The organism is Tsukamurella sp. DT100 (genome assembly GCF_049844855.1).
Taxonomy (GTDB): Bacteria; Actinomycetota; Actinomycetes; order Mycobacteriales; family Mycobacteriaceae; genus Tsukamurella.
In genome coordinates, this window is sequence record NZ_JBNCLV010000002.1 from 506,177 (window position 1) to 524,793 (window position 18,617).

The following is an 18,617-nucleotide window of genomic DNA, read 5'->3' on the forward strand; positions in this document are numbered from 1 at the left end:
AGTTCGCCATGGACCACACCGTCACCCCCGAGCAGTCGGCGGCCGAGCAGGCACTCACCGAGCGCGTCCTGCGATCCTTCGCCGGGACCGATGATCCGCGCCTGAAGGAGGTGCTCGCCGCGCTCGTGCGGCACCTGCACGCCCTCGTCCGCGAAGTCCGGCTCACCGAGGCGGAGTGGGAGGCCGCGATCGCCTTCCTCACCGCGTGCGGCGACATCACCGACGACAAGCGGCAGGAATTCATCCTGCTCTCCGACGTGCTCGGCGCGTCGATGCAGACCGTCACCGTCAACAACGAGCTCGACGGCGACGCCACGGAGGCCACGGTGTTCGGGCCCTTCTTCGTCGACGACGCCCCGGAGATCCCGTTCGGCGGGGACATCGCGGGCGGCGCCGTCGGCGAGCCGTGCTGGGTGGAGGGCACCGTCATCGGGACCGACGGCGCGCCGGTCCCCGGCGCCCGCATCGAGGTCTGGGAGGCGGACCAGGACGGCTTCTACGACGTGCAGTACGGCGACGACCGCACCGCGGCGCGGGCCTGGATCGCGGCCGACGCGAACGGGGCGTACGGGTTCTGGGGCCTGCGACCCACGCCCTACCCGATCCCGGCCGACGGCCCCGTCGGCCGCCTGCTCGCGGCGACCGGCCGGTCCCCGATGCGCGCGGCGCACCTGCACTTCATGGTCTCCGCCCCCGGGTTCCGGACGCTGGTCACGCACATCTTCGTCGAGGGCGACGAGCAGCTCGTCGTCGGCGACAGCGTCTTCGGCGTGAAGGACTCGCTGATCAAGCGCTTCGACCGGCAGCCGGCGGGCACCCCGGCGCCGGCGGGCCGCGACTTGGGCGGCGTCGCGTGGTCGCGGACGCGCTTCGACGTGGTCCTGGCGCGCGAACCCGCCGCTCGGTAGGTACGGCGCCCGCCTCGCGGTGTTACGCACGGACGCCCCGCGCGGTTACCGCCCGATCACCGACTCCTCATCGCGCTCCCCCGGTGTCGAGTGCGTTCGTGGACCTCTCCACCATGGTGCGATCCGTTCACCGCTCTGCGAAGGAGCTCAGCCCGATGCCCATCACCGATCGCCGGATCACCCTGCGGTTCCTGGCCGCACCCACCGACGTCGCCACCCTCGGTGGCGGCGTCCGCGGCGGCCGCGTCCTGGAGTGGATCGACAAGGCCGCCTACGCCTGCGCCGCCGCCTGGTCGGGCGGCTACTCCGTGACCGCGTACGTCGGCAACATCGGCTTCGGCCGCGACATCGCCTCGGGCGACGTGGTCGAGGTGCGGGCCACGCTGGTCTACACGGGGCGCAGCAGCATGCACATCCGGTGCGAGGTCGCCTCGGCCGATCCGCGGGTGGGCACGTTCACCGTCGCGAGCACGTGCCTGCTCGTCTTCGTCGCGGTCGACGAGGCCGGGAAGCCGACGCCGGTGCGCCAGTGGCAGCCCGTCCTCGCCGAGGACGTGCGCGCCGCGGAGGAGGCCGAGGCCCGCACCGACGTGCGGCGGCGGATCGCGGCGGCGATGAACGGCGCCGACTACACGCTGCCGAGCGAGGCCGAGCGGCGCACCACCCGCTTCCTCGCCGCGCCCACCGACATCAACTGGGGCGGCAAGGCGCACGGCGGCCGGGTGATGGGCTGGATGGACGACGCCGCCTACCTCTGCGCGGCGGGCTGGAGCGGCGGCGAGGCCGTCACGGTCTACGTGGGCGGCGTGCGCTTCTACCGCCCGGTACAGATCGGACAGGTCATCGAGGTGACGGCGCGGCTGCTGCACACGGGCCGCCAGACGATGCACGTCTCCGTGCACCTCGCGACCTGCTGGCCGCACGAGCACGAGCCCCAGCCGGCGGCGCACGCTCTGCACGTGCTGGCCGCACTCGACGCCGACGGGGACGCCACCGCGGTCCGGCCGTGGGCGCCGCGGCTGCCGGGCGACGTGGCGCTCGACGCGCACGCTCGCGAGCTGATCGCGATCCGCGGCCGGCGCAGCGCCTCGGCCGCGACCCGGATGGTGGCGATCTGACCGGCTAAGCTGGGCGCATGGTCCGGCAGCCCCTCACCCCCGAACAGATCGCCGCGGGTCGGCGCCTGGGGGCGCGTCTGCGCACGGCCCGGGGCGCCCGCCGGCCCGACGAGGTGGCCCGCGCGGCGGGGATCTCCCCGGAGACGCTGCGCAAGATCGAGACCGGCCGGATGGCGACCCCCGCGTTCGGCACCGTCGTCGCGCTGGCGGCCGTGCTGGGCGAGCCCCTCGACGGGCTGGCGGCGGAGTACCTGGACGCGGAGCGGTTCAGCCCCACCGGTTAGTGCATGGTATTTTAATACCATGATGGAGCTCAAGACCCCCGCCGAGATCGCGAAGATGCGCACCACCGGCATCTTCATCGCCGAGCTCCTCGAGGAGCTCACCACGATGGCCGAGCCCGGGATGAACCTCATGGAGCTCGAGTACCGCGCGCGGAAGATGATCGAGGACCGCGGTGCCGTCTCCTGCTACTGGGACTACGCGCCGTCCTTCGGCAGCGGCCCGTTCCGCAACGTGACCTGCCTGTCGGTCAACGACGCCTGCCTGCACGGACTTCCGCACGAGTACGTCTTCGAGGACGGCGACCTGCTCACCGTGGACATCGCGGTGTCGATCGACGGCTGGGTCGCCGACGCAGCCCGCAGTGTGAGCGTGGGCACCGCACGCGACGAGGACACGCGGCTCATCCTCGCCACGCGCGAGGCCCTCGACGCCGCGATCGATCACATGCGCCCGGGCACCAAGCTGGGCACGGTCTCGGCCTCCATCGGCGAGGTCGCGAAGAAGTACGGCTACCCGGTGAACACGCAGTTCGGCGGACACGGCCTGGGCCGCACGATGCACGAGGACCCGCACGTGCCGAACACCGGCAAGGCCCGCAAGGGCATGCTCCTGCAGACCGGCACGACGCTGGCCCTGGAGCCCTGGTTCTGCGCCACCACCGAGAAGATCATCTTCGATCCGGACGGCTGGACCCTGCGCTCCGCGGACGGCTCCCGCGCCGCACACAGCGAGCACACCGTCGCCATCACGGAGGACGGTCCGCTCGTCCTCACCGCCCCGGCGTAGCCGCTCGCTGCGAGGCGATGAGGACTCTCGCCGCATCGCGGGCCCCGTCGACGACGCCGTCCGGGCCCAGAATGGCGGCGGTGGTGAGCGCGCCCTCGGTGAGCAGCCCGATCTGGATCGCGACGCGCTCCGGCAGGCCGGCCTCGGCGACGAGCGCCGCGAGTTCGTCCTGGTAGCAGGACTTGTTGTGCTGCGCGGCCTCGGCGACCGTGGATGAGGTCGCGCCCAGCTCGCCGTAGCTGTTGATGAACGAGCAGCCGCGGAAGTCGTTCTCGGCGAACATCTCGTCGAGCCAGTCGAAGACGGCGAGCACCCGGTCCTCCGGCACGACCGCCCGGTCGACGTACTTGTGCAGCCCGTCGGTCCAGCGGCGGTCGCGGATCGCCAGCACCTCGGCGACGAGCGCATCCTTCGAGGGGAAGAGCTTGTAGATCGCCTTGAGCGAGACGCCCGCGGCGGTGCGGATCTCGTCCATGCCGACGGCCTGGATCCCCTTGCCGTAGAACAGCTTCTCCGCCGCCTCCAGCACGGCGGCGCGCTGCTGATCCGTATCCATTCCGCATGACCCCTTGACGAGAGAACGATCGTTCCCCTACTGTAGCACCCAGCGCGAGAACGTCCGTTCTCCGCGAAGTCGACAAGGAGCAGATCATGAGCAAGACCGTCCTCGAGCCCGCCGCCCAGGCCTTCTCCGACGCCACCGCGAATCCGCCCTACCTGTTCGACCTCGGCCCCGTCGAGGGCCGGAAGACCGTCGACGAGGTCCAGTCCGGCGAGGGCGTCACCCTCCCCGAAGTCGACGAGGAGTGGATCACCGTGCCCGGCGGCCCCACCGGCGAGGTCCGCACCCGCATCGTCCGCCCGAAGGGCGCCACCGGCGTCCTGCCCGTCATTCTCTACGTCCACGGCGCGGGCTGGGTCTTCGGCAACGCCCACACGCACGACCGTCTGGTCCGCGAGTTCGCCGTCGGTACCGGTGCGGCCGTCGTCTTCCCCGAGTACGACCTCTCCCCCGAGGCGCGCTACCCGATCGCGATCGAGCAGAACTACGCCGTGGCGCAGTGGGTCGTGAACTCCGGCGCCGAGAAGAACCTCGACGGCACCCGCATCGCCGTCTCGGGCGACTCGGTCGGCGGCGACATGGCTGCCGTCCTCGCCCTGCAGGCCAAGGCCCGCGGCGACGTGCGGCTGGCCGCGCAGGTACTCCTGTACCCGGTGGTGGACGCGGACTTCGAGATCGGCTCGTACCACGAGTTCGCCGAGGGCTACTTCCTGCGCCGCGAGGCGATGCAGTGGTTCTGGGACCAGTACACGACCGACCCCGCGCAGCGCGCCGAGATCTTCGCCTCGCCGCTGAACGCCACCGTCGAGCAGCTGCGGGACTTGCCGCCCGCCACCGTCATCACCGCCGAGGCCGACGTGCTGCGCGACGCCGGCGAGGCCTACGCGGCGAAGCTCCGCGAGGCCGGCAACCAGGTGACCGCCGTGCGCGTGGGCGGCGTCATCCACGACTTCATGATGCTCAACGCGCTGCGCGAGACCCACGGCGCGCAGGCCGGATTCGACCTCGCCATCGCCGCGTTCCGCCGCGCGCTCGCCTGAGCCGAGTCCCTCCGCACGCCGCGACGGCCCCGGGCGCGTGCCCGGGGCCGTCGCCCGCGTTCGGTCAGTCGTGGATGATCACGCCGCGGATGTTCTTGCCCTCGCGCAGGTCCGCGTAGCCCTGGTTGACGTCCTCCAGCGAGTACCGGGTGGTGATCAGCTCGTCGAGCTTGAGCTCCCCCGCGTCGTAGAGGCGCAGCAGCCGGACGATGTCGTACTGCGGGTTCATCGATCCGAACAGCGTGCCCATGATCGTCTTCTGGTTCAGCGTGAGATCGGTGCCGGAGACGTGCACGGTGAGCTTCTCCGGGTCGGCGAGGCCCGTGATGACGACCTTGCCGCCCTTGCCGATCGCCGCCGTCGCGTCCTGGACCACCTTCTCGTCGACGGTGCCCACCAGGATCAGCGCGGCGTCGGCGCCCTGGCCCCAGGTCAGCTCGGTCACCTTCTCCTGGGCCTCCTCCGCGGTCGCGAAGGCGTGCGTCGCACCGAACTTCAGCGCCGTGTCGCGCTTGAGCGCGATGGGGTCGACCACGACCACGTACTTGCAGCCCGCCGACACGGCGCCCTGCACGGCGTTGATGCCGAGGCCGCCGATGCCGTAGATCACGGCGCTGTCGCCGGGGCGCAGGCCGCCGGCCGAGACCGCGGTCCCCCAGCCCGACGGGACGCCGCAGCCCACGAGGACGGCCGTCTCGAGCGGGAGCCAGTCGTCGATCTTCACCACCGAGTGCTGGCTGATGGTGGCGCGCTCGGCGAACGTGCCGAGCATGCACATGGCGCCGAAATCCTGCCCGCCGCCGTGGAACCGGAAGGTCCCGTCGGGCATGGAGCCCTCGAGGATGGTGGCGCCGAGGTCGCACAGGTTCTGCCGGCCCGTGGAGCAGTAGCGGCAGGTGCCGCAGTTCGGGATGAAGCTGCAGACCACGTGGTCGCCGGGCTTGACCTTGGTGACGCCGGGGCCGACCTCCTCGATGATCCCGGAGCCCTCGTGGCCGCCCACGATCGGATAGCGCGGCGGGAGGTCGCCGTCGGTCAGGTGCAGGTCGGAATGGCACAGGCCGGCGGCGGTGTACTTGATGAGCACCTCGCCGGGGCCGGGGCCGTCGAGCTCGAGTTCCATTATCTCGAAGGGCTTTCCGGCCTCGAGCAGCACTGCGGCTTTGGTCTTCATGATGTTCCCTTCCGCGTCAGAGCGCGATGTTGACGGACTTGGTCTGGGTGTAGAGGTCGATCGCGGAGTCGCCGAGCTCGCGGCCCCAGCCGGACTGCTTGAAGCCGCCGAAGGGCAGCGCAGTGTCGAAGCCGTTGTACTGGTTGACCCACACCGATCCGGCCTTGACGGCGGCGGCGGTGCGGTGCGCCTTGGAGACGTCCTTGGTCCAGATCCCCGCCGCGAGGCCGTAGATCGAGTCGTTGGCGGCGCGCACCACGTCGTCCTCGTCGTCGAAGGGCAGGGCCGCGACGACGGGGCCGAAGATCTCCTCCTCGACGATGGAGAAGCCGGGCTCGACGTCAACGAAGACGGTGGGCTCGATGAAGTAGCCTTCGTCGCCCCAGCGCTTGCCGCCCGTGAGGGCCCGCGCACCGTCGGCCAGGCCCTGCTGGATGTACCCGTTGACCCGGTCGAACTGCTCCTGCGAGACGAGCGGGCCGAGCTCGGTGGTCGGATCCAGCCCGGGCCCGATCTTGGCGGCGGCCGCGGCGTCGGCGACCGCCTGGGTGAACTCGTCGAAGATGGACCGCTGCACGTACATCCGGGTGCCGGCGACGCAGCACTGGCCGTGGTTGAACGTCCACGCGGCGACCGAGCCGGCCACGGCGGCCTCCAGGTCGGCGTCCGCGAAGACGATGTTGGGGCTCTTGCCGCCCAGCTCCAGCGACACCTTCTTGAGGTTGCCGGTCGCGGCGGAGACGATCTTCTTGCCCACCTCAGTGGAGCCGGTGAAGGCCACCTTGTCCACGTCGGGGTGGCCCGACAGCGCGGCACCGGCGTCGCCGAAGCCGGGGACGATGTTCACCACGCCCGGCGGGAAGCCCGCCTCCTCGAAGACCTCGCCGAGCATCAGCGCCGTGAGCGGGGTCTGCTCGGCGGGCTTGAGCACCACCGTGTTCCCGGCCGCGAGCGCCGGCGCCAGCTTCCACGTCGCCATGAGGATCGGGAAGTTCCACGGCACGATCTGGCCGCACACACCGAGCGACTCGCGGCGGGTGTACGCGTGGAACTGGCCGCCGGGGGCGAAGGGCATCGACGGGGTGACCGCGGCGCCGCGGATCTTGGTCACGAGGCCGGCGTTGTAGCGCCAGACGTCGGCCGACCAACCCACGTCGACGCCGGTGGCGATGGCGACCGACTTGCCGTTGTCGAGGGCCTCGAGCTGACCGAAGATCTCGGCGCGCTCGGAGAGGATGTCGCCGACCCTCCAGATCAGTCGCTCCCGCTCGTTCGGCTTCATCCGTGACCACGGGCCCTCGTAGGCGGCGCGGGCGGCGGCGACGGCGCGGTCGACGTCGGGGGCCTCGCCGTGCGCGACCCGGGTGATCACCTGCCCGGTCGCCGGGTCGTGGGTGTCGAAGGTGCGGCCGGACAGGGCGTCGACCCACTGCCCGCCGATCAGCATCCTCCGATCCCGGGAGACGAAATCGGCGACGGCGGGAAGCAGATCGGGCACGGCGATGGTGGTCATCGGATTCTCCTTGCGAACCGTGGGTGTGATGCACGCCACGTGGCGTCACCTACAGTTCTCGCACGGAGCGAGCGGGCGGCCGTGTTCGGAAACTGGACACTCCGGGTGGACGGTCACCGGGCGGCGCCGGGCCGCGCGCCCTTCCTCACCAGCCGAAACGGTCCGGTCAGCCCCGGATGCCGAGCGCCCGGATGCGGGCGTACAGGGTGGTGCGGCTGATGCCGAGTTCCGCGGCGGCGCGGCTCTTGTTGCCGTCGGCGGACGCGAGCGCGGCGAGGATCGCCTGGCGCTCCGCCTGCTCCATCCCCCGCAGCCGGGCCGCACGGGTCGAGCCGCGGTACTCGGCCGGCAGGTCCGCGGCGGTGACGGTGCGCCCGCCCCGCGCGAGGACGGCGTCCGCCGCCTCCGTGAGCACCATCGACAGCTCCGCGAGGTTGCCCGGCCACTCCTGCGACAGCAGGGCGTCCGCGGCGTCGGCGCCGAGCTCGAGGTGCGGGTCCACCGCGGCCACGAGCCCCTGGCCGAGGGAGGCGATCTCGGTGGTCCGCTCCCGCAGCGGCGGCAGCACGATCCGCCGCCGGCAGCAGGCGACCAGGGCGCCGACGGCGGGCGAGAGCGACTCGGCCGGCCCCGTCACCACCACGATCGAGACCGCGGGGCCCGCCGCCGGGTTCGCGACGGCCGCGTGCAGCAGCCTCGCCGAGCGCTCGTCGAGCAGGCCCGCGCCGTCGACGACGAGGCCGCGGCCCGCCTCCCGACACGCGCGCAGCACCGCCGGAACGTCCGGCTCGCGCCCGGCGAGGATCGCGCCGGCCACGTCGAGGACGGTGTGCGCGTCCTCGGCGACGCAGGTCAGGGCGCGCGTGCTCCGGCCGGTGCCGGGCTCGCCGCTGACGGCGACGGTCGGCGCGGTCGCGGGCCGCGGGGCGATGACCGGCGCGGAAGGCCCGCCGGGGCGCGGTCGGAGCCGGAAGACCGCGGCGTGCGGCGCACCGTCGGGCCTGCTGACCACGACGTCGGCGACGACGCCCGAGACAAGTGTGAGCACGGCCGTGCGCGGCGCGCCGTCGGCGAGCAGCAGGCGGAGCGTGCCGAAGTCGCCGGGAGCGAGCAGCTGCGCGGCGGCGGCGTTGGTGAGCTGCAGGTCGTCGCCGATCGCGGCCACGGCGACGTCCCGGCGCCGGGCCAGCCGCTGGTAGGCGGCGATGACCGCGCGGTGCGAGGCGTGGGAGCGGTCGAGCAGCCGGCCCGAGATGTCGTCGACCAGGCCGCGGACCAGCGGGATCGACAGCGGGTTGATGCGGTCCGCGATCTCCGCCATGCAGATGACGCCGGCGAGGCGCCGCGTCGCCGGATGGATGATCGGGCGCCCGAAGCAGCTCAGCGTGCGGAACTGCTCGAGGTAGTGCTCCGCGCCGTTGATCGCCACGTCGCCCCGGACCTCGAGCGGCGTGCCCAGCGCCGTCGTGCCCATCTCCTCCTCGCCGAAGCCCGCGCCCGCGATGGCGCCCAGTCCCTCGAGGCGGCGCTCCAGGGTCAGGTCGGCCGTCACCCTCGAGACGAGGCGCGAGCGGTGGTCCACCAGCAGGAGCGCGGTGTTCGAGCCGCTGAGCGCGGTGGCGGCCCGGGCGAGCACCGGCCGGGCGGCGTCGAGCAGGGTGTCGGCGGCCTCGATGGCGCCGATCTCGGGGTCGGGGTGCGCGTCGGGGCGCAGGCCCGCGCGGTCCGACCGCAGCCACGAGGCCGCGATCACCGGGCGGTGCGGGGAGGTCTCCACCGTCCCAGTGTGACATGGATCACCGGATATGACACTCAGTGTCGGAACACGGGCTGCAGGCGGTGGAGCGCCTCCTCGATCTCGGCGGTCGCGCCGGCGAAGCTGAGCCGGATCGTCCGGCGGCCGCGCACGGTGTCGAAGTCCAGGCCGGGCGTGATCGCGACGCCGGTCTCGTCGAGCACCCGCGCGCACCAGGCGAGGGAGTCGTCGGTGAGGTGGCCGATGTCGGCGTAGGCGTAAAAAGCGCCGTCGGGCGGCGCGACCTCCGTGACGCCCAGCTCCCGCAGTCCGGCGAGGACCACCTCGCGGTTGCGCGCGTACCCTGCGACGTGCGCGTCCAGCTCGACCCGCGCCTCGTCGGAGAACGCGGCGACCGCCGCGTACTGGCTGATGGCGGGCGGGCAGATGGTCATGTTCGCGGTGAGCCGCTCGACGGGCCGCCGCAGGTACTCGGGCAGCAGCATCCAGCCGAGCCGCCAGCCGGTCATCGCGAAGTACTTCGACACCGAGCCCATGACGACCTGCTCGCGGGAGGTCTCCCACGCGCACGACGTGGGCCGCCCGTAGCTCACGCCGTGGTAGATCTCGTCGGAGAGGAGCAGCGTGCCGTGCGCCTCGCACCAGCGCGCCAGGGCCGCGAGCTCCGACGGTGCCAGGATCGTCCCGGTCGGGTTCGCCGGGCTCGCGACGATGAGGCCCTTGGGCGGCGTGTCGAGCGCTTCCAGCATCGCGACGGTCGGCTGGAACCGGGTGTCCGCGCCGCAGTCCAGCTCGACGACCTCACAGCCGAGCGCCTTCAGCGTGTTCCGGTAGGCGGGGTAGCCGGGCCGGGCCATGACGACGGTGTCGCCCGCGTCGAAGGCGGCGAGGAAGACCAGCGTGAACGCGCCCGACGAGCCGGTGGTCACCGCCACCGCCTCCGGGGGGACGTCAAGGCCGTAGGCGCGACCGTAGTGCGCGGCGATGGTCTCGCGCAGCGGCGCGATGCCCATCGACTCGGTGTAGCCGAGCGGCCCGGCGTCCAGCGCCGCGTGCGCGGCGGCGAGCACCGGCTTGGGCGCCCCCGCACTGGGCTGGCCCGCGGCCAGCGAGATCACGTCGCCGTGGGTCTCCCGGCGCCGGGCCGCCGCGGCCAGCACGTCCATGACGTGGAACATCTCGACATCCGACCGGCTGGATTCCTGCATGCGCTCCATCGTTTCACGCCCGGTCGTGTCCGAAACCGGCCTCACACTCGGTCACGACGCGAATACTTCGGCCCGGCCCAGAAATCGGGCGGTTTCGGACGACGATCAGCGGGTCGGGCGGGTCAGGTAGGCGACGACCTCGCGGCCGATGCGGGTGATCACCACGGTCATCGGCTGTGAGCCCTGGAGTTTGAGCCGTTTGCGCAGGGCGTCGGGATCCACGCCCGCGCCGCGGGTGAGGATCTCCACCGACCCCACGTCGCGCCGCCGCAGCTCCGCGCGCAGCGCCTTCTCGGAGAACTTCAGCTCCTCGAGGATCTCGAAGCCGCGCTCCCCCGCGGGCACGGCGTCGCCGCTGAGATAGGCGATGTGCGGGTCGATCTGCCACAGCCCGTGGCGCGCGGCGTAGTGCCGCACCAGGCCGGCGCGGATGACGGCGCCGTCGGGCTCGAGGAGGTACTTCCCCGCCGGCTCCGGGTCCACGTCGTGCGGGTCGGTGGAGAAGACCTCGTAGCCGCCGGAACCGGAGCCGTGCAGCACCGTCGCCCTGGTCAGGCCGGGGACGGCGACGGGGCCGGACCACAGGCAGGCCTCCCGGACGCCGCCGTCGAGGGAGACGATCTCCACTTCCCCGTCGAAGCCGCCCCGCCGCAGGCCGTCGTAGTCGATGCCGGGCGCCGTCTTCACGGCCAGCGAGCGTCCGGCGTACGCGGCGCGCAGGGCCGAGAGCGCGGGCGACATCTGCTCGGGATCGACGATGCGCCGCCCGCCCGCCCGGCGCGCCGGGTCGGCGATGACGACGTCGGCGGTGGACGTGGGGGTGAGCGCGTCGGCGACGTAGACCAGCGCGCGGGGCACGTTGTGCGCGGCCATCCGGGCGCGCAACGGATCCAGGTCGCTGCCAACGACCCGCGGGCAGACCTGCACCAGCGCGCGCAGCTCCGCGCCGATCGAGCAGGTGACGTCGTGCACCGACAGCCACGCCAGGCGGCGGGCGCGGTGCTCCGCGACCGCCGACGGGGTGGCCTGCTGCACCGCCTCGTCGGTGAGCAGCCAGCCGTCGACGTCGCCGAGCTTGGCGGCCGCGCGGCGGCGGGCCCGCACCTGCTCGATGACGGCGGGGGCGTGCGCACCCGCGATGCCGCGCACCGTCCCCACGTCCGCGAGGAGGGTGCGATCGGTCAACGCGAGCCGACCCGCCGCGGCGACGGCGGCGGCGCCGTCGGCCGTGCGCAGATAGGCGAGATCGGCCCCGTCCAAACCCGGCGTGCCCGGACTACTCGGGCTTGGTGCCCGTGATGGCCAGGTTGTAGAAGAACTTGCGCGGGACGACGCGGCGCATCACGGCCTCGTCGAGCGCGGAGAGCTTCTTCCAGCCGCCGAAGGCGAAGCCGGCCCAGCCGAAGCCGAGCTTCGACGGCGGCACGGCCGCCTCGAAGGTGCGCACGGGCCAGCCGAGGAAGGCGGCGGTGAACTCGTCGGTGGTGGCCTCGACCTCGACGGCGCCGGCGCGGGCCGCCATGGCCTCCATCTCGTCGGGGTCGAAGGTGTGGATGTCGACGACGGCCTCGAGCGCCGCGGCGCGCGACGACTCGTCGAGCTCGGCCTGCGGGCGGCGCCAGTCCGCGAGGAACGGGAGCTTCGTCGCGTTGGTGGTGATGCCCCAGGTGATCCGCCCCAGCCAGCGGGCGTAGAAGTCGCCGATGGTCGTCGGCTCGCCCGCGAAGACGAACCGGCCGCCCGGCTTGAGCACGCGCAGGACCTCGCGCAGCGACTGCTCCACATCGGGGATGTGGTGCAGCACGGCGTGGCCGACGACCAGGTCGAAGGTGTTGTCCTCGTACGGGATCGTCTCCGCGTCCGCGACGCGCCCGTCGACGGTGTGGCCCAGGGCCTCGCCGTTGCGCAGCGCGACCTTCACCATGCCGGGCGAGAGGTCGGTGACCGAGCCGGTCTCCGCGACCCCCGCGGACATGAGGTTGAGCAGGAAGAAGCCGGTGCCGCAGCCCAGCTCCAGGGCGCGGCCGTAGGGCTTCTCGTTCTCCCCGCCGGTGGCGGCCTCGAAACGCTCGCGGGCGTAGTCGATGCACCGCTCGTCGAAGCTGATGTGCCACTTCTCGTCGTACGTCTCGGCTTCCCAGTCGTGGTAGAGCACCTGGGCGAGCTTCGTATCGGAGAATGCGGCCTCAACCTCGTCCGCCGTGGCGTGCGGGTTGGGAGCCGGCTGCTGGTCGGTCATGAAGGCCTTTCGAGAAGATTGTTCCCGTCAGGTTACCGCCCGGTCAGATCACCGCCAACCCGCGTGATGAGAACAGGTTCTCCCGCCGCGGGCCGCCCGGGACCTCCGGGCGGCAGCCGCGGGGCGCTCGGGCTACTTGCCGACGAACTTCGCCTTGCCCGGCCCGTTCTCGATGAACGAGGTCATGCCGATGGTGCGGTCCTCGGTGGCGAACAGCCCGGCGAACAGGTGCCGCTCGATGGCGAGGCCGGTGTTCAGGTCGGTGTCGAGCCCCTGGTCGATGGCCTGCTTGGCGGCGCGCAGCGCCTGCGAGGCGGCGCCCGAGAACTGCTTCGCCCACGTCAGGGCGGCGTTGTAGACGTCGTCGGGGGCGACGACCTCGTCGACCAGGCCGATCTGCAGGGCCTCCTCGGCGCCGACGAAGCGGCCGGTGAAGACCATGTCCTTGGCCTTGGCCGGGCCCACGAGGCGGGCGAGGCGCTGTGTGCCGCCGCCGCCGGGGATCACGCCGAGCAGGATCTCGGGCACGCCCACCTTGGCGTTGTCGCCGACAATGCGGCGGTCGGCGCCGAGGGCCACCTCGAGGCCGCCGCCGAGGGCGTAGCCGGTGATGGCGGCGACGGTCGGCTTGGTGATCGACGCGATTGCCGACAGGCCGCCCTGCAGCCGGGCGATGGCCTCGCTCATGTCCGCGTAGCCCATCGCCTGCATCTCCTTGATGTCGGCGCCGGCCGCGAAGACCTTCGGCCCGCCGTAGACGACGACGGCCTTGATGTCGTCGCGCGTGTTCACCTCGGCGGCGAGGGCGATGAGCTCGTCCTGGACCTGCGAGTTGATGGCGTTCATCGGCGGGCGGTTCAGGCGGATCGTGCCGATGCCGGGGTGCTCGTCGGAGGTCTCGAGGGTCACGAATTCAGTCATGACCCCAGAGGCTACCGGGTGCCGGGAAATTTAGTTGGACGTCCACGTAAATCCGGCGGGCGCCGCGGTCAGTCGATCGTCGAGCCCGCGGCGTACTCCGCCCAGCCCGGGAACCGTCGCTCCTCGCGCGTCATCCCGTCGACGATGGCGACGGGCGTCAGGTCCGCCGCCTCGGCGGCCCAGCCCAACACGTCCTCCACGGTGTCGAAGGGCAGCAACTGGAACAGCTGGGAGTAGGTGGGCGCCATGAGCTTGTTGCGTCCCGCGAGCCACGCGTCGATCACGGCCTGCGGCGCGTGCCAGCCCGCCGACACGGCCTCGGTGGTCACGCACGTCGCCTCCTGCCCCGCGGGCAGCGCGGCCAGGTAGAACATCGTGTCGTAGCGGCGCGGCCGCCCGGGCGGGGTCACCCACCGCGACAGCGGCACCAGGTCGTCCGGGTGCACGCGCACGCCGCACTCCTCGTGCGTCTCCCGCGCCGCAGTCACCCGCAAGTCGTCGCCGTCCGACGGCTCGATGCCGCCGCCCGGGAAGACCGTCACGTCGGGCGCGAACTCCATCCCGCTCGCGCGGGTCTGCACGAAGACCTCCAGGCCCGACGGTGCCGTCCGCAGCAGCAGGACGGTGGCCGCGGGCCGGATGGGCACGTCCGGGAGGTCACGCCGATGGTCGGCCCCCTCCGCGCGGTGCGCCTGCGCCGCCTCGTCGCCGCTCATGCCTGCAGCCTCCGGCGTCCGGGGCGCGAGGCCCGTCGGGCGAAGAACCGGCCGTCCACCTCGTCGAGCAGGATGCGCTGACTGAAGGTCTCCGAGAGCACCTCGGCGGTGAGCACGTCGCCGATCAGGCCCTGCGCCACGACGCCGCCCTCCTTGAGCATCAGCGCGTGGGTGAAGCCCGGCGGCACCTCCTCGACGTGGTGCGTCACGAGCACGGTCGCGGGGGCGTCGGGATCCTGCGCCAGGGTGTCGAGGCGGGCGACCAGCTCCTCGCGGCCGCCGAGGTCGAGGCCCGCGGCGGGCTCGTCGAGGAGCATCAGCTCGGGGTCGGTCATGAGGGCGCGGGCGATGAGCACGCGCTTACGCTCGCCCTCGGAGAGCGTGCCGAAGCGGCGGTTCGCGAGGTGCTCGGCGCCCATGGACTCGAGCACGTCGACGGCGCGGCCGATGTCCACCTCGTCGTAGCGCTCGCGCCACCGGCCGAGCACGGCGTAGCCGGCGGAGACGACGAGGTCGGTCACCAGCTCGTCGTCCGGCACCCGCGACGCCAGGGCCGCCGAGCACACGCCGATCCGCGCGGTGAGGTCCTGCACCACCGTCTTCCCGAGCACCTCTCCCAGGATGTGGGCGGTGCCCGCGCTGGGGAAGTCCTGCGCGGAGGCCAGCCGCATGAGCGAGGTCTTGCCCGCGCCGTTGGGGCCGATGACGATCCACCGCTCGTCGAGCTCGACCCGCCAATCGATGGGGCCCACCAGGGTTCGGCTGTCGCGCCGCAGGCTCACGCCGCGGAAGTCGATCACCAGGTCCTGGTCGGGTTCGGCGGCGGAGTCGGGGGCGGGCGCGCTGGATGCGGCGGCGGGATCGGACACATCACCATCCTGCCGCACGCGACCGGTCGCGGTTGGCAGGATGGTCCCCGTGTCCACAGACCACCGCTCCCCCACCCCCGGCGCCGCGCACCCCCTCGGCGCCGCCCCGCAGCCCGGCGGCGTGAACTTCGCCGTGCACGCCCCGCGCGCCACCGACGTCTGGGTGTGCCTGATCGACACCGACGAGGCGGGGGTGCGCAGCGAGCAGCGCCTGCGACTCCCCGCGCAGACGGCGGGCGTCCACCACGGCTTCGTCGCGGGGATCGGCGAGGGCACGCGCTACTGCCTGCGCGCCGCGGGCCCGTGGGAGCCGGAGAACGGTCTGCGCTTCAACGAGCGCAAGGCCCTCATCGACCCGTACGCCCGCCGGCTCGACGGCGCCCTCGGCGACGGCACCGCCCTGTTGCCGTACGGCACGGACGGCGCACCGTCGGAGACGGATTCGCTCCCCGACATCCCGCTGTGCGTGGTCACCGGAACACCGCCGGCGCCGGAGCCGGGCCCGGGCGTCCCGTGGGACCGGACGGTGATCTGCGAGGTGCACGTCGGCTCGTACACCGCGCGCCACCCGGGCGTCCCCGAAGAGCTCCGCGGGACGTACCGGGGCCTCGCCCAGCCCGCCGTGATCGAGCACCTGCGGCGCATCGGCGTCACCGCCGTCGAGCTGCTGCCCGTCCAGGCCTGCCTCACCGAGCCCGGCGTCCGGGACCGCGGCATGCGCAACCACTGGGGTTATTCGACGGGGGCCTACTTCGCGCCGGACCCGCGGTACGCGGCGCAGCCCGGCCACGAGGTCGAGGAGTTCGCGGAGATGGTCTCGGCGCTGCACTCCGCCGGCCTCGAGGTGTTGATGGACGTCGTCTACAACCACACCGCCGAGGAGTCGGTGGCGGGCCCGTCGCTGTCCTGGCGCGGGCTCGACGCGCCCGGCTACTACCTGCTCGAGAACGGCGAGGACCTCGACTACACCGGCTGCGGCAACACGGTCGACTGCGCCTCCCCCGCCTCGGTGCGGATGGTGCTCGACAGCCTGCGGTACTTCGCGGGCGAGTTCGGCGTCGACGGCTTCCGGTTCGATCTCGCGAGCGTCCTCGGCCGCGGCCGGACGGGGACCGGGCCGCAGGGCCCGGTCATCCCGTTCGACCACCGCGCGCCGCTGCTCACCGCCATCGCGGCCGACCCGATCCTGTCCACCCGCAAACTCATCGCCGAGCCCTGGGACGCCACCGGCGAGGGCTACCGGGTGGGCGGCTTCCCGCCGGTGTGGGCCGAGTGGAACGACCGCTACCGCGACACCGTCCGCGACTTCTTCGCCGGCGGCGCGACCGTCGGCGCGCTCGCGTCGCGGGTCTCCGGCAGCCAGGACCTGTTCGGCGCGCAGGGCCGCACGCCCTTCTCGTCGATCAACTTCGTCACGGCCCACGACGGCTTCACCGCGCGCGACCTGGTCAGCTATGAGCGCAAGCACAACGAGGCCAACGGCGAGAAGAACCGGGACGGCACCGACAACAACCACTCGGTCAACCACGGCTTCGAGGGCGGCACCACCGATCCCGCGATCCTCGCGGCGCGGGCGGCGCACGTCCGGGCGCTGATCGCCACGCTGCTGCTCTCCACCGGCACGCCGATGCTGCTCGGCGGCGACGAGCTGGGCCACACCCAGTTCGGCAACAACAACGCGTACTGCGTGCCGGAGGGCACCCGCGCGGCCGACGCCTTCGCCGTGGACTGGAACGCCGCCGACGCCGACCTGACGGCCTTCGTCGCCCGAGTGGCGGCCGTGCGCCGCGCCGCACCGGTGCTGCGCCAGCACGAGTTCTTCGACGGCCGCGCGACGAGGGACGGCGAGCCCGACCTGGCGTGGTTCGGGGCGGACGGCGCGGAGATGTCGGGCGAGGCGTGGCAGTCACCCGAGGTACGCACCCTGCAGGCCTGGGTCGACGGCTCCGATGTCCGTGCGCCGGGCCGCGACAGCGCGATCGCGGAGAAGGATGCGCTCATCGTCTGGCACGCCGGCGGCGAGGCCGTCGTCGTGCTCGGCGGCCCCGAGTCGTGCACGCACGACTGGGAACTCATCGTCGACAGCACGCTCCCGACGGGCGAACCCACGGGTCGCACCGTCTACCCGTCGCGCACGGAGGTCACGGTCTCCGGCCCGACGGTGCTGGCCTTCCAGCAGGTCTGACGGCGCTCAGCTCTCGATCGGGCTCAGTTCTCGATGGGGACGCGGCGCAGCCGGCCGTCGACGGCGTCGGCCGCCTCGATCTCGTCCCGGGTCACCCCGAGCACGAACAGGACCGCGTCGAGGTAGGGGTGCGAGAGCGCCGCGTCGGCGACCTCGCGGAGCGCGGGCTTGGCGTTGAACGCGACGCCCAGGCCGGCCGCGGAGAGCATGTCGATGTCGTTGGCGCCGTCCCCGACGGCGACGGTCTCCTCCACCGGCACCCCGAAGGTGTCGGCGAACTCCTGCAGCGCGCGGGCCTTGCCCGGCCGGTCGACGACCTCCCCGATCACGCGACCGGTCAGCACACCGTCGATCACCTCGAGAGTGTTGGCGCGGACGAAGTCGAGCTCCAGGTCCCGCGCGAGCGGCTCGATGACGGCGGTGAAGCCGCCGGACACGACGCCGCACCGGTAGCCGAGGCGCTTGAGCGTGCGGATCGTGGTCCGCGCGCCGGGCGTCAGCTGCAGGCCGGCCGCCACGTCGTCGATGACGGACGCGGGCAGTCCGGCGAGGTTCGCCACGCGGGCGTGCAGGGACTGCTCGAAATCGAGCTCGCCGCGCATCGCGGCCTCGGTGACGGCCGCGACCTCGGCCTCCTTGCCGGCGCGGGCGGCGAGCATCTCGATGACCTCGCCCTGCACCAGGGTCGAGTCGACGTCGAAGCAGATCAGCCGCTTGGAACGGCGCGCGATTCCCGCGCGGGAGGTGGCGATGTCGACGCCCTGCTCCTTGGCGACGGCCGCGAGCTCCGCACGGAAGGCGACCTCGTCGGCACCGTCGGGCACGGTCACCATGAGCTCGAGCGCGGTGACGGGGTAGTCGGCGACGCCGGCGATCGACTCGATGTTGACGTCCCGCCCGGCGAGGGCGGTCGCGAGCGCCGAGAGCGCGCGGGCGCTGACGGGGGCGCCCAGTAGGACGACGGCGTGCGTCGGCACGGGCGGGCGGGGCGGCTGCTCGGCGGTGATCTCCACCGCCACGTCCATCCCGACGGTGGCCATGGCCTGCTCGACGAGCTCCTGCACGTGCTCGGGATCGCCGTGCACCGCGGCGAGCACGCCGAGGGTCAGGCGGCCGCGGATGACGGTCTGCTCGACATCGAGGACGCTGACCTCGTTGCGGGCCAGGACCCCGAACAGGACCGAGCTGACGCCGGGCTTGTCGCCGCCGGTCACGGTGATGAGGATCGTGGGATCCGAAGTCGCTTCGTGCACGGGGGAAAGCGTAGTCGCCGCCTCGCGGAACGCCGAACGGCGCCTCCCGTGCGGGAGACGCCGTTCTGATCAGGTCACGAGCCG

Annotated in this window: 17 protein-coding genes; 6 read left to right on the top strand and 11 right to left on the bottom strand. The window is 72.7% G+C overall.

Annotated elements, in window-relative coordinates; all coding sequences use genetic code 11:
• Positions 1–8 precede the first annotated feature (8 nt).
• From ACLQ3K_RS06015 to map, 4 genes are all read left to right on the top strand, one after another.
• A complete protein-coding gene (locus ACLQ3K_RS06015) occupies positions 9–908 on the top strand; it encodes a dioxygenase (protein ID WP_425997804.1) in 900 nt (299 codons plus the stop codon).
• A 155-nt stretch (positions 909–1,063) separates the two neighbouring features.
• Positions 1,064–2,026, top strand: a complete 963-nt coding sequence (locus ACLQ3K_RS06020) for an acyl-CoA thioesterase (protein ID WP_336672164.1) — start codon at positions 1,064–1,066, stop codon at positions 2,024–2,026.
• Between the two features lie 17 nt (positions 2,027–2,043).
• Positions 2,044–2,310: a helix-turn-helix domain-containing protein gene (locus ACLQ3K_RS06025; protein ID WP_355536485.1), complete on the top strand. Its 267-nt coding sequence runs from the start codon at positions 2,044–2,046 to the stop codon at positions 2,308–2,310.
• Between the two features lie 19 nt (positions 2,311–2,329).
• Positions 2,330–3,097, top strand: a complete 768-nt coding sequence (map, locus tag ACLQ3K_RS06030) for a type I methionyl aminopeptidase (protein ID WP_425997807.1) — start codon at positions 2,330–2,332, stop codon at positions 3,095–3,097.
• Here the strand turns inward: map and ACLQ3K_RS06035 are convergent.
• Positions 3,081–3,653, bottom strand: coding sequence for a TetR/AcrR family transcriptional regulator (locus ACLQ3K_RS06035; protein ID WP_425997809.1), 573 nt, complete (start codon positions 3,651–3,653; stop codon positions 3,081–3,083). The two genes, map and ACLQ3K_RS06035, sit on opposite strands and share 17 nt — an antisense overlap.
• Positions 3,654–3,748: 95 nt before the next feature.
• On the opposite strand from ACLQ3K_RS06035, the gene ACLQ3K_RS06040 reads away from it, so the two are divergent.
• The gene (locus tag ACLQ3K_RS06040; protein WP_425997811.1) at positions 3,749–4,699 is read left to right on the top strand and encodes an alpha/beta hydrolase; all 951 of its coding nucleotides are present in this window, start codon (positions 3,749–3,751) and stop codon (positions 4,697–4,699) included.
• Positions 4,700–4,763: 64 nt separating this feature from the next.
• On the opposite strand, the gene ACLQ3K_RS06045 is transcribed toward ACLQ3K_RS06040, so the two are convergent.
• The 9 genes from ACLQ3K_RS06045 to ACLQ3K_RS06085 form a co-directional block, all read right to left on the bottom strand.
• Complete coding sequence (locus tag ACLQ3K_RS06045; RefSeq protein ID WP_425997813.1) at positions 4,764–5,873, bottom strand: NDMA-dependent alcohol dehydrogenase; 1,110 nt, start codon at positions 5,871–5,873, stop codon at positions 4,764–4,766.
• Between the two features lie 16 nt (positions 5,874–5,889).
• Entirely contained in the window at positions 5,890–7,386 is a 1,497-nt protein-coding gene (locus tag ACLQ3K_RS06050) for an aldehyde dehydrogenase family protein (RefSeq protein WP_425997815.1), read from the bottom strand.
• Positions 7,387–7,552: 166 nt separating this feature from the next.
• Positions 7,553–9,163 carry a sigma-54-dependent Fis family transcriptional regulator gene (locus ACLQ3K_RS06055; protein ID WP_425997817.1) on the bottom strand — a complete coding sequence of 537 codons (1,611 nt, stop codon included), beginning with the start codon at positions 9,161–9,163 and terminating at the stop codon, positions 7,553–7,555.
• A gap of 35 nt (positions 9,164–9,198) precedes the next feature.
• Positions 9,199–10,359 (bottom strand): pyridoxal phosphate-dependent aminotransferase, encoded by a 1,161-nt coding sequence (locus ACLQ3K_RS06060; protein ID WP_425997819.1) that lies wholly within the window; start codon positions 10,357–10,359, stop codon positions 9,199–9,201.
• 96 nt (positions 10,360–10,455) lie between these two features.
• Entirely contained in the window at positions 10,456–11,610 is a 1,155-nt protein-coding gene (locus ACLQ3K_RS06065) for a THUMP-like domain-containing protein (RefSeq protein WP_425997821.1), read from the bottom strand.
• Between the two features lie 16 nt (positions 11,611–11,626).
• Complete coding sequence (locus ACLQ3K_RS06070; RefSeq protein WP_224648413.1) at positions 11,627–12,589, bottom strand: class I SAM-dependent methyltransferase; 963 nt, start codon at positions 12,587–12,589, stop codon at positions 11,627–11,629.
• Between the two features lie 132 nt (positions 12,590–12,721).
• On the bottom strand, positions 12,722–13,510 hold the full coding sequence (locus ACLQ3K_RS06075) for an enoyl-CoA hydratase/isomerase family protein (protein WP_224648415.1): 789 nt from the start codon (positions 13,508–13,510) through the stop codon (positions 12,722–12,724).
• A 68-nt stretch (positions 13,511–13,578) separates the two neighbouring features.
• The gene (locus ACLQ3K_RS06080) at positions 13,579–14,226 is read right to left on the bottom strand and encodes an NUDIX hydrolase (protein ID WP_425997824.1); all 648 of its coding nucleotides are present in this window, start codon (positions 14,224–14,226) and stop codon (positions 13,579–13,581) included.
• The gene (locus ACLQ3K_RS06085; protein ID WP_224648419.1) at positions 14,223–15,095 is read right to left on the bottom strand and encodes an ABC transporter ATP-binding protein; all 873 of its coding nucleotides are present in this window, start codon (positions 15,093–15,095) and stop codon (positions 14,223–14,225) included. Before ACLQ3K_RS06085 ends, ACLQ3K_RS06080 begins: the two co-directional genes overlap by 4 nt.
• A 40-nt stretch (positions 15,096–15,135) precedes the next feature.
• On the opposite strand from ACLQ3K_RS06085, the gene glgX reads away from it, so the two are divergent.
• Positions 15,136–17,280: a glycogen debranching protein GlgX gene (glgX, locus tag ACLQ3K_RS06090; RefSeq protein ID WP_425997826.1), complete on the top strand. Its 2,145-nt coding sequence runs from the start codon at positions 15,136–15,138 to the stop codon at positions 17,278–17,280.
• Positions 17,281–17,303: 23 nt separating this feature from the next.
• Here glgX and serB read toward each other — a convergent pair whose 3' ends face one another.
• Positions 17,304–18,533, bottom strand: a complete 1,230-nt coding sequence (gene serB, locus ACLQ3K_RS06095) for a phosphoserine phosphatase SerB (protein ID WP_425997828.1) — start codon at positions 18,531–18,533, stop codon at positions 17,304–17,306.
• Between the last annotated feature and the right edge of the window lie 84 nt (positions 18,534–18,617).

What these genes read in the sequence shown, in the direction of transcription:
- ACLQ3K_RS06025 (WP_355536485.1), top strand. Translation starts at nt 2,044, where the DNA reads ATGGTCCGGCAGCCCCTCACCCCCGAACAGATCGCCGCGGGTCGGCGC.
- ACLQ3K_RS06040 (WP_425997811.1), top strand. Translation starts at nt 3,749, where the DNA reads ATGAGCAAGACCGTCCTCGAGCCCGCCGCCCAGGCCTTCTCCGACGCC.
- ACLQ3K_RS06035 (WP_425997809.1), bottom strand. Translation starts at nt 3,653, where the DNA reads ATGGATACGGATCAGCAGCGCGCCGCCGTGCTGGAGGCGGCGGAGAAG.
- ACLQ3K_RS06045 (WP_425997813.1), bottom strand. Translation starts at nt 5,873, where the DNA reads ATGAAGACCAAAGCCGCAGTGCTGCTCGAGGCCGGAAAGCCCTTCGAG.
- ACLQ3K_RS06050 (WP_425997815.1), bottom strand. Translation starts at nt 7,386, where the DNA reads ATGACCACCATCGCCGTGCCCGATCTGCTTCCCGCCGTCGCCGATTTC.
- ACLQ3K_RS06015 (WP_425997804.1), top strand. Translation starts at nt 9, where the DNA reads ATGGACCACACCGTCACCCCCGAGCAGTCGGCGGCCGAGCAGGCACTC.
- ACLQ3K_RS06080 (WP_425997824.1), bottom strand. Translation starts at nt 14,226, where the DNA reads ATGAGCGGCGACGAGGCGGCGCAGGCGCACCGCGCGGAGGGGGCCGAC.
- ACLQ3K_RS06020 (WP_336672164.1), top strand. Translation starts at nt 1,064, where the DNA reads ATGCCCATCACCGATCGCCGGATCACCCTGCGGTTCCTGGCCGCACCC.
- ACLQ3K_RS06075 (WP_224648415.1), bottom strand. Translation starts at nt 13,510, where the DNA reads ATGACTGAATTCGTGACCCTCGAGACCTCCGACGAGCACCCCGGCATC.
- glgX (WP_425997826.1), top strand. Translation starts at nt 15,136, where the DNA reads ATGGTCCCCGTGTCCACAGACCACCGCTCCCCCACCCCCGGCGCCGCG.
- ACLQ3K_RS06060 (WP_425997819.1), bottom strand. Translation starts at nt 10,359, where the DNA reads ATGGAGCGCATGCAGGAATCCAGCCGGTCGGATGTCGAGATGTTCCAC.
- map (WP_425997807.1), top strand. Translation starts at nt 2,330, where the DNA reads ATGATGGAGCTCAAGACCCCCGCCGAGATCGCGAAGATGCGCACCACC.
- ACLQ3K_RS06070 (WP_224648413.1), bottom strand. Translation starts at nt 12,589, where the DNA reads ATGACCGACCAGCAGCCGGCTCCCAACCCGCACGCCACGGCGGACGAG.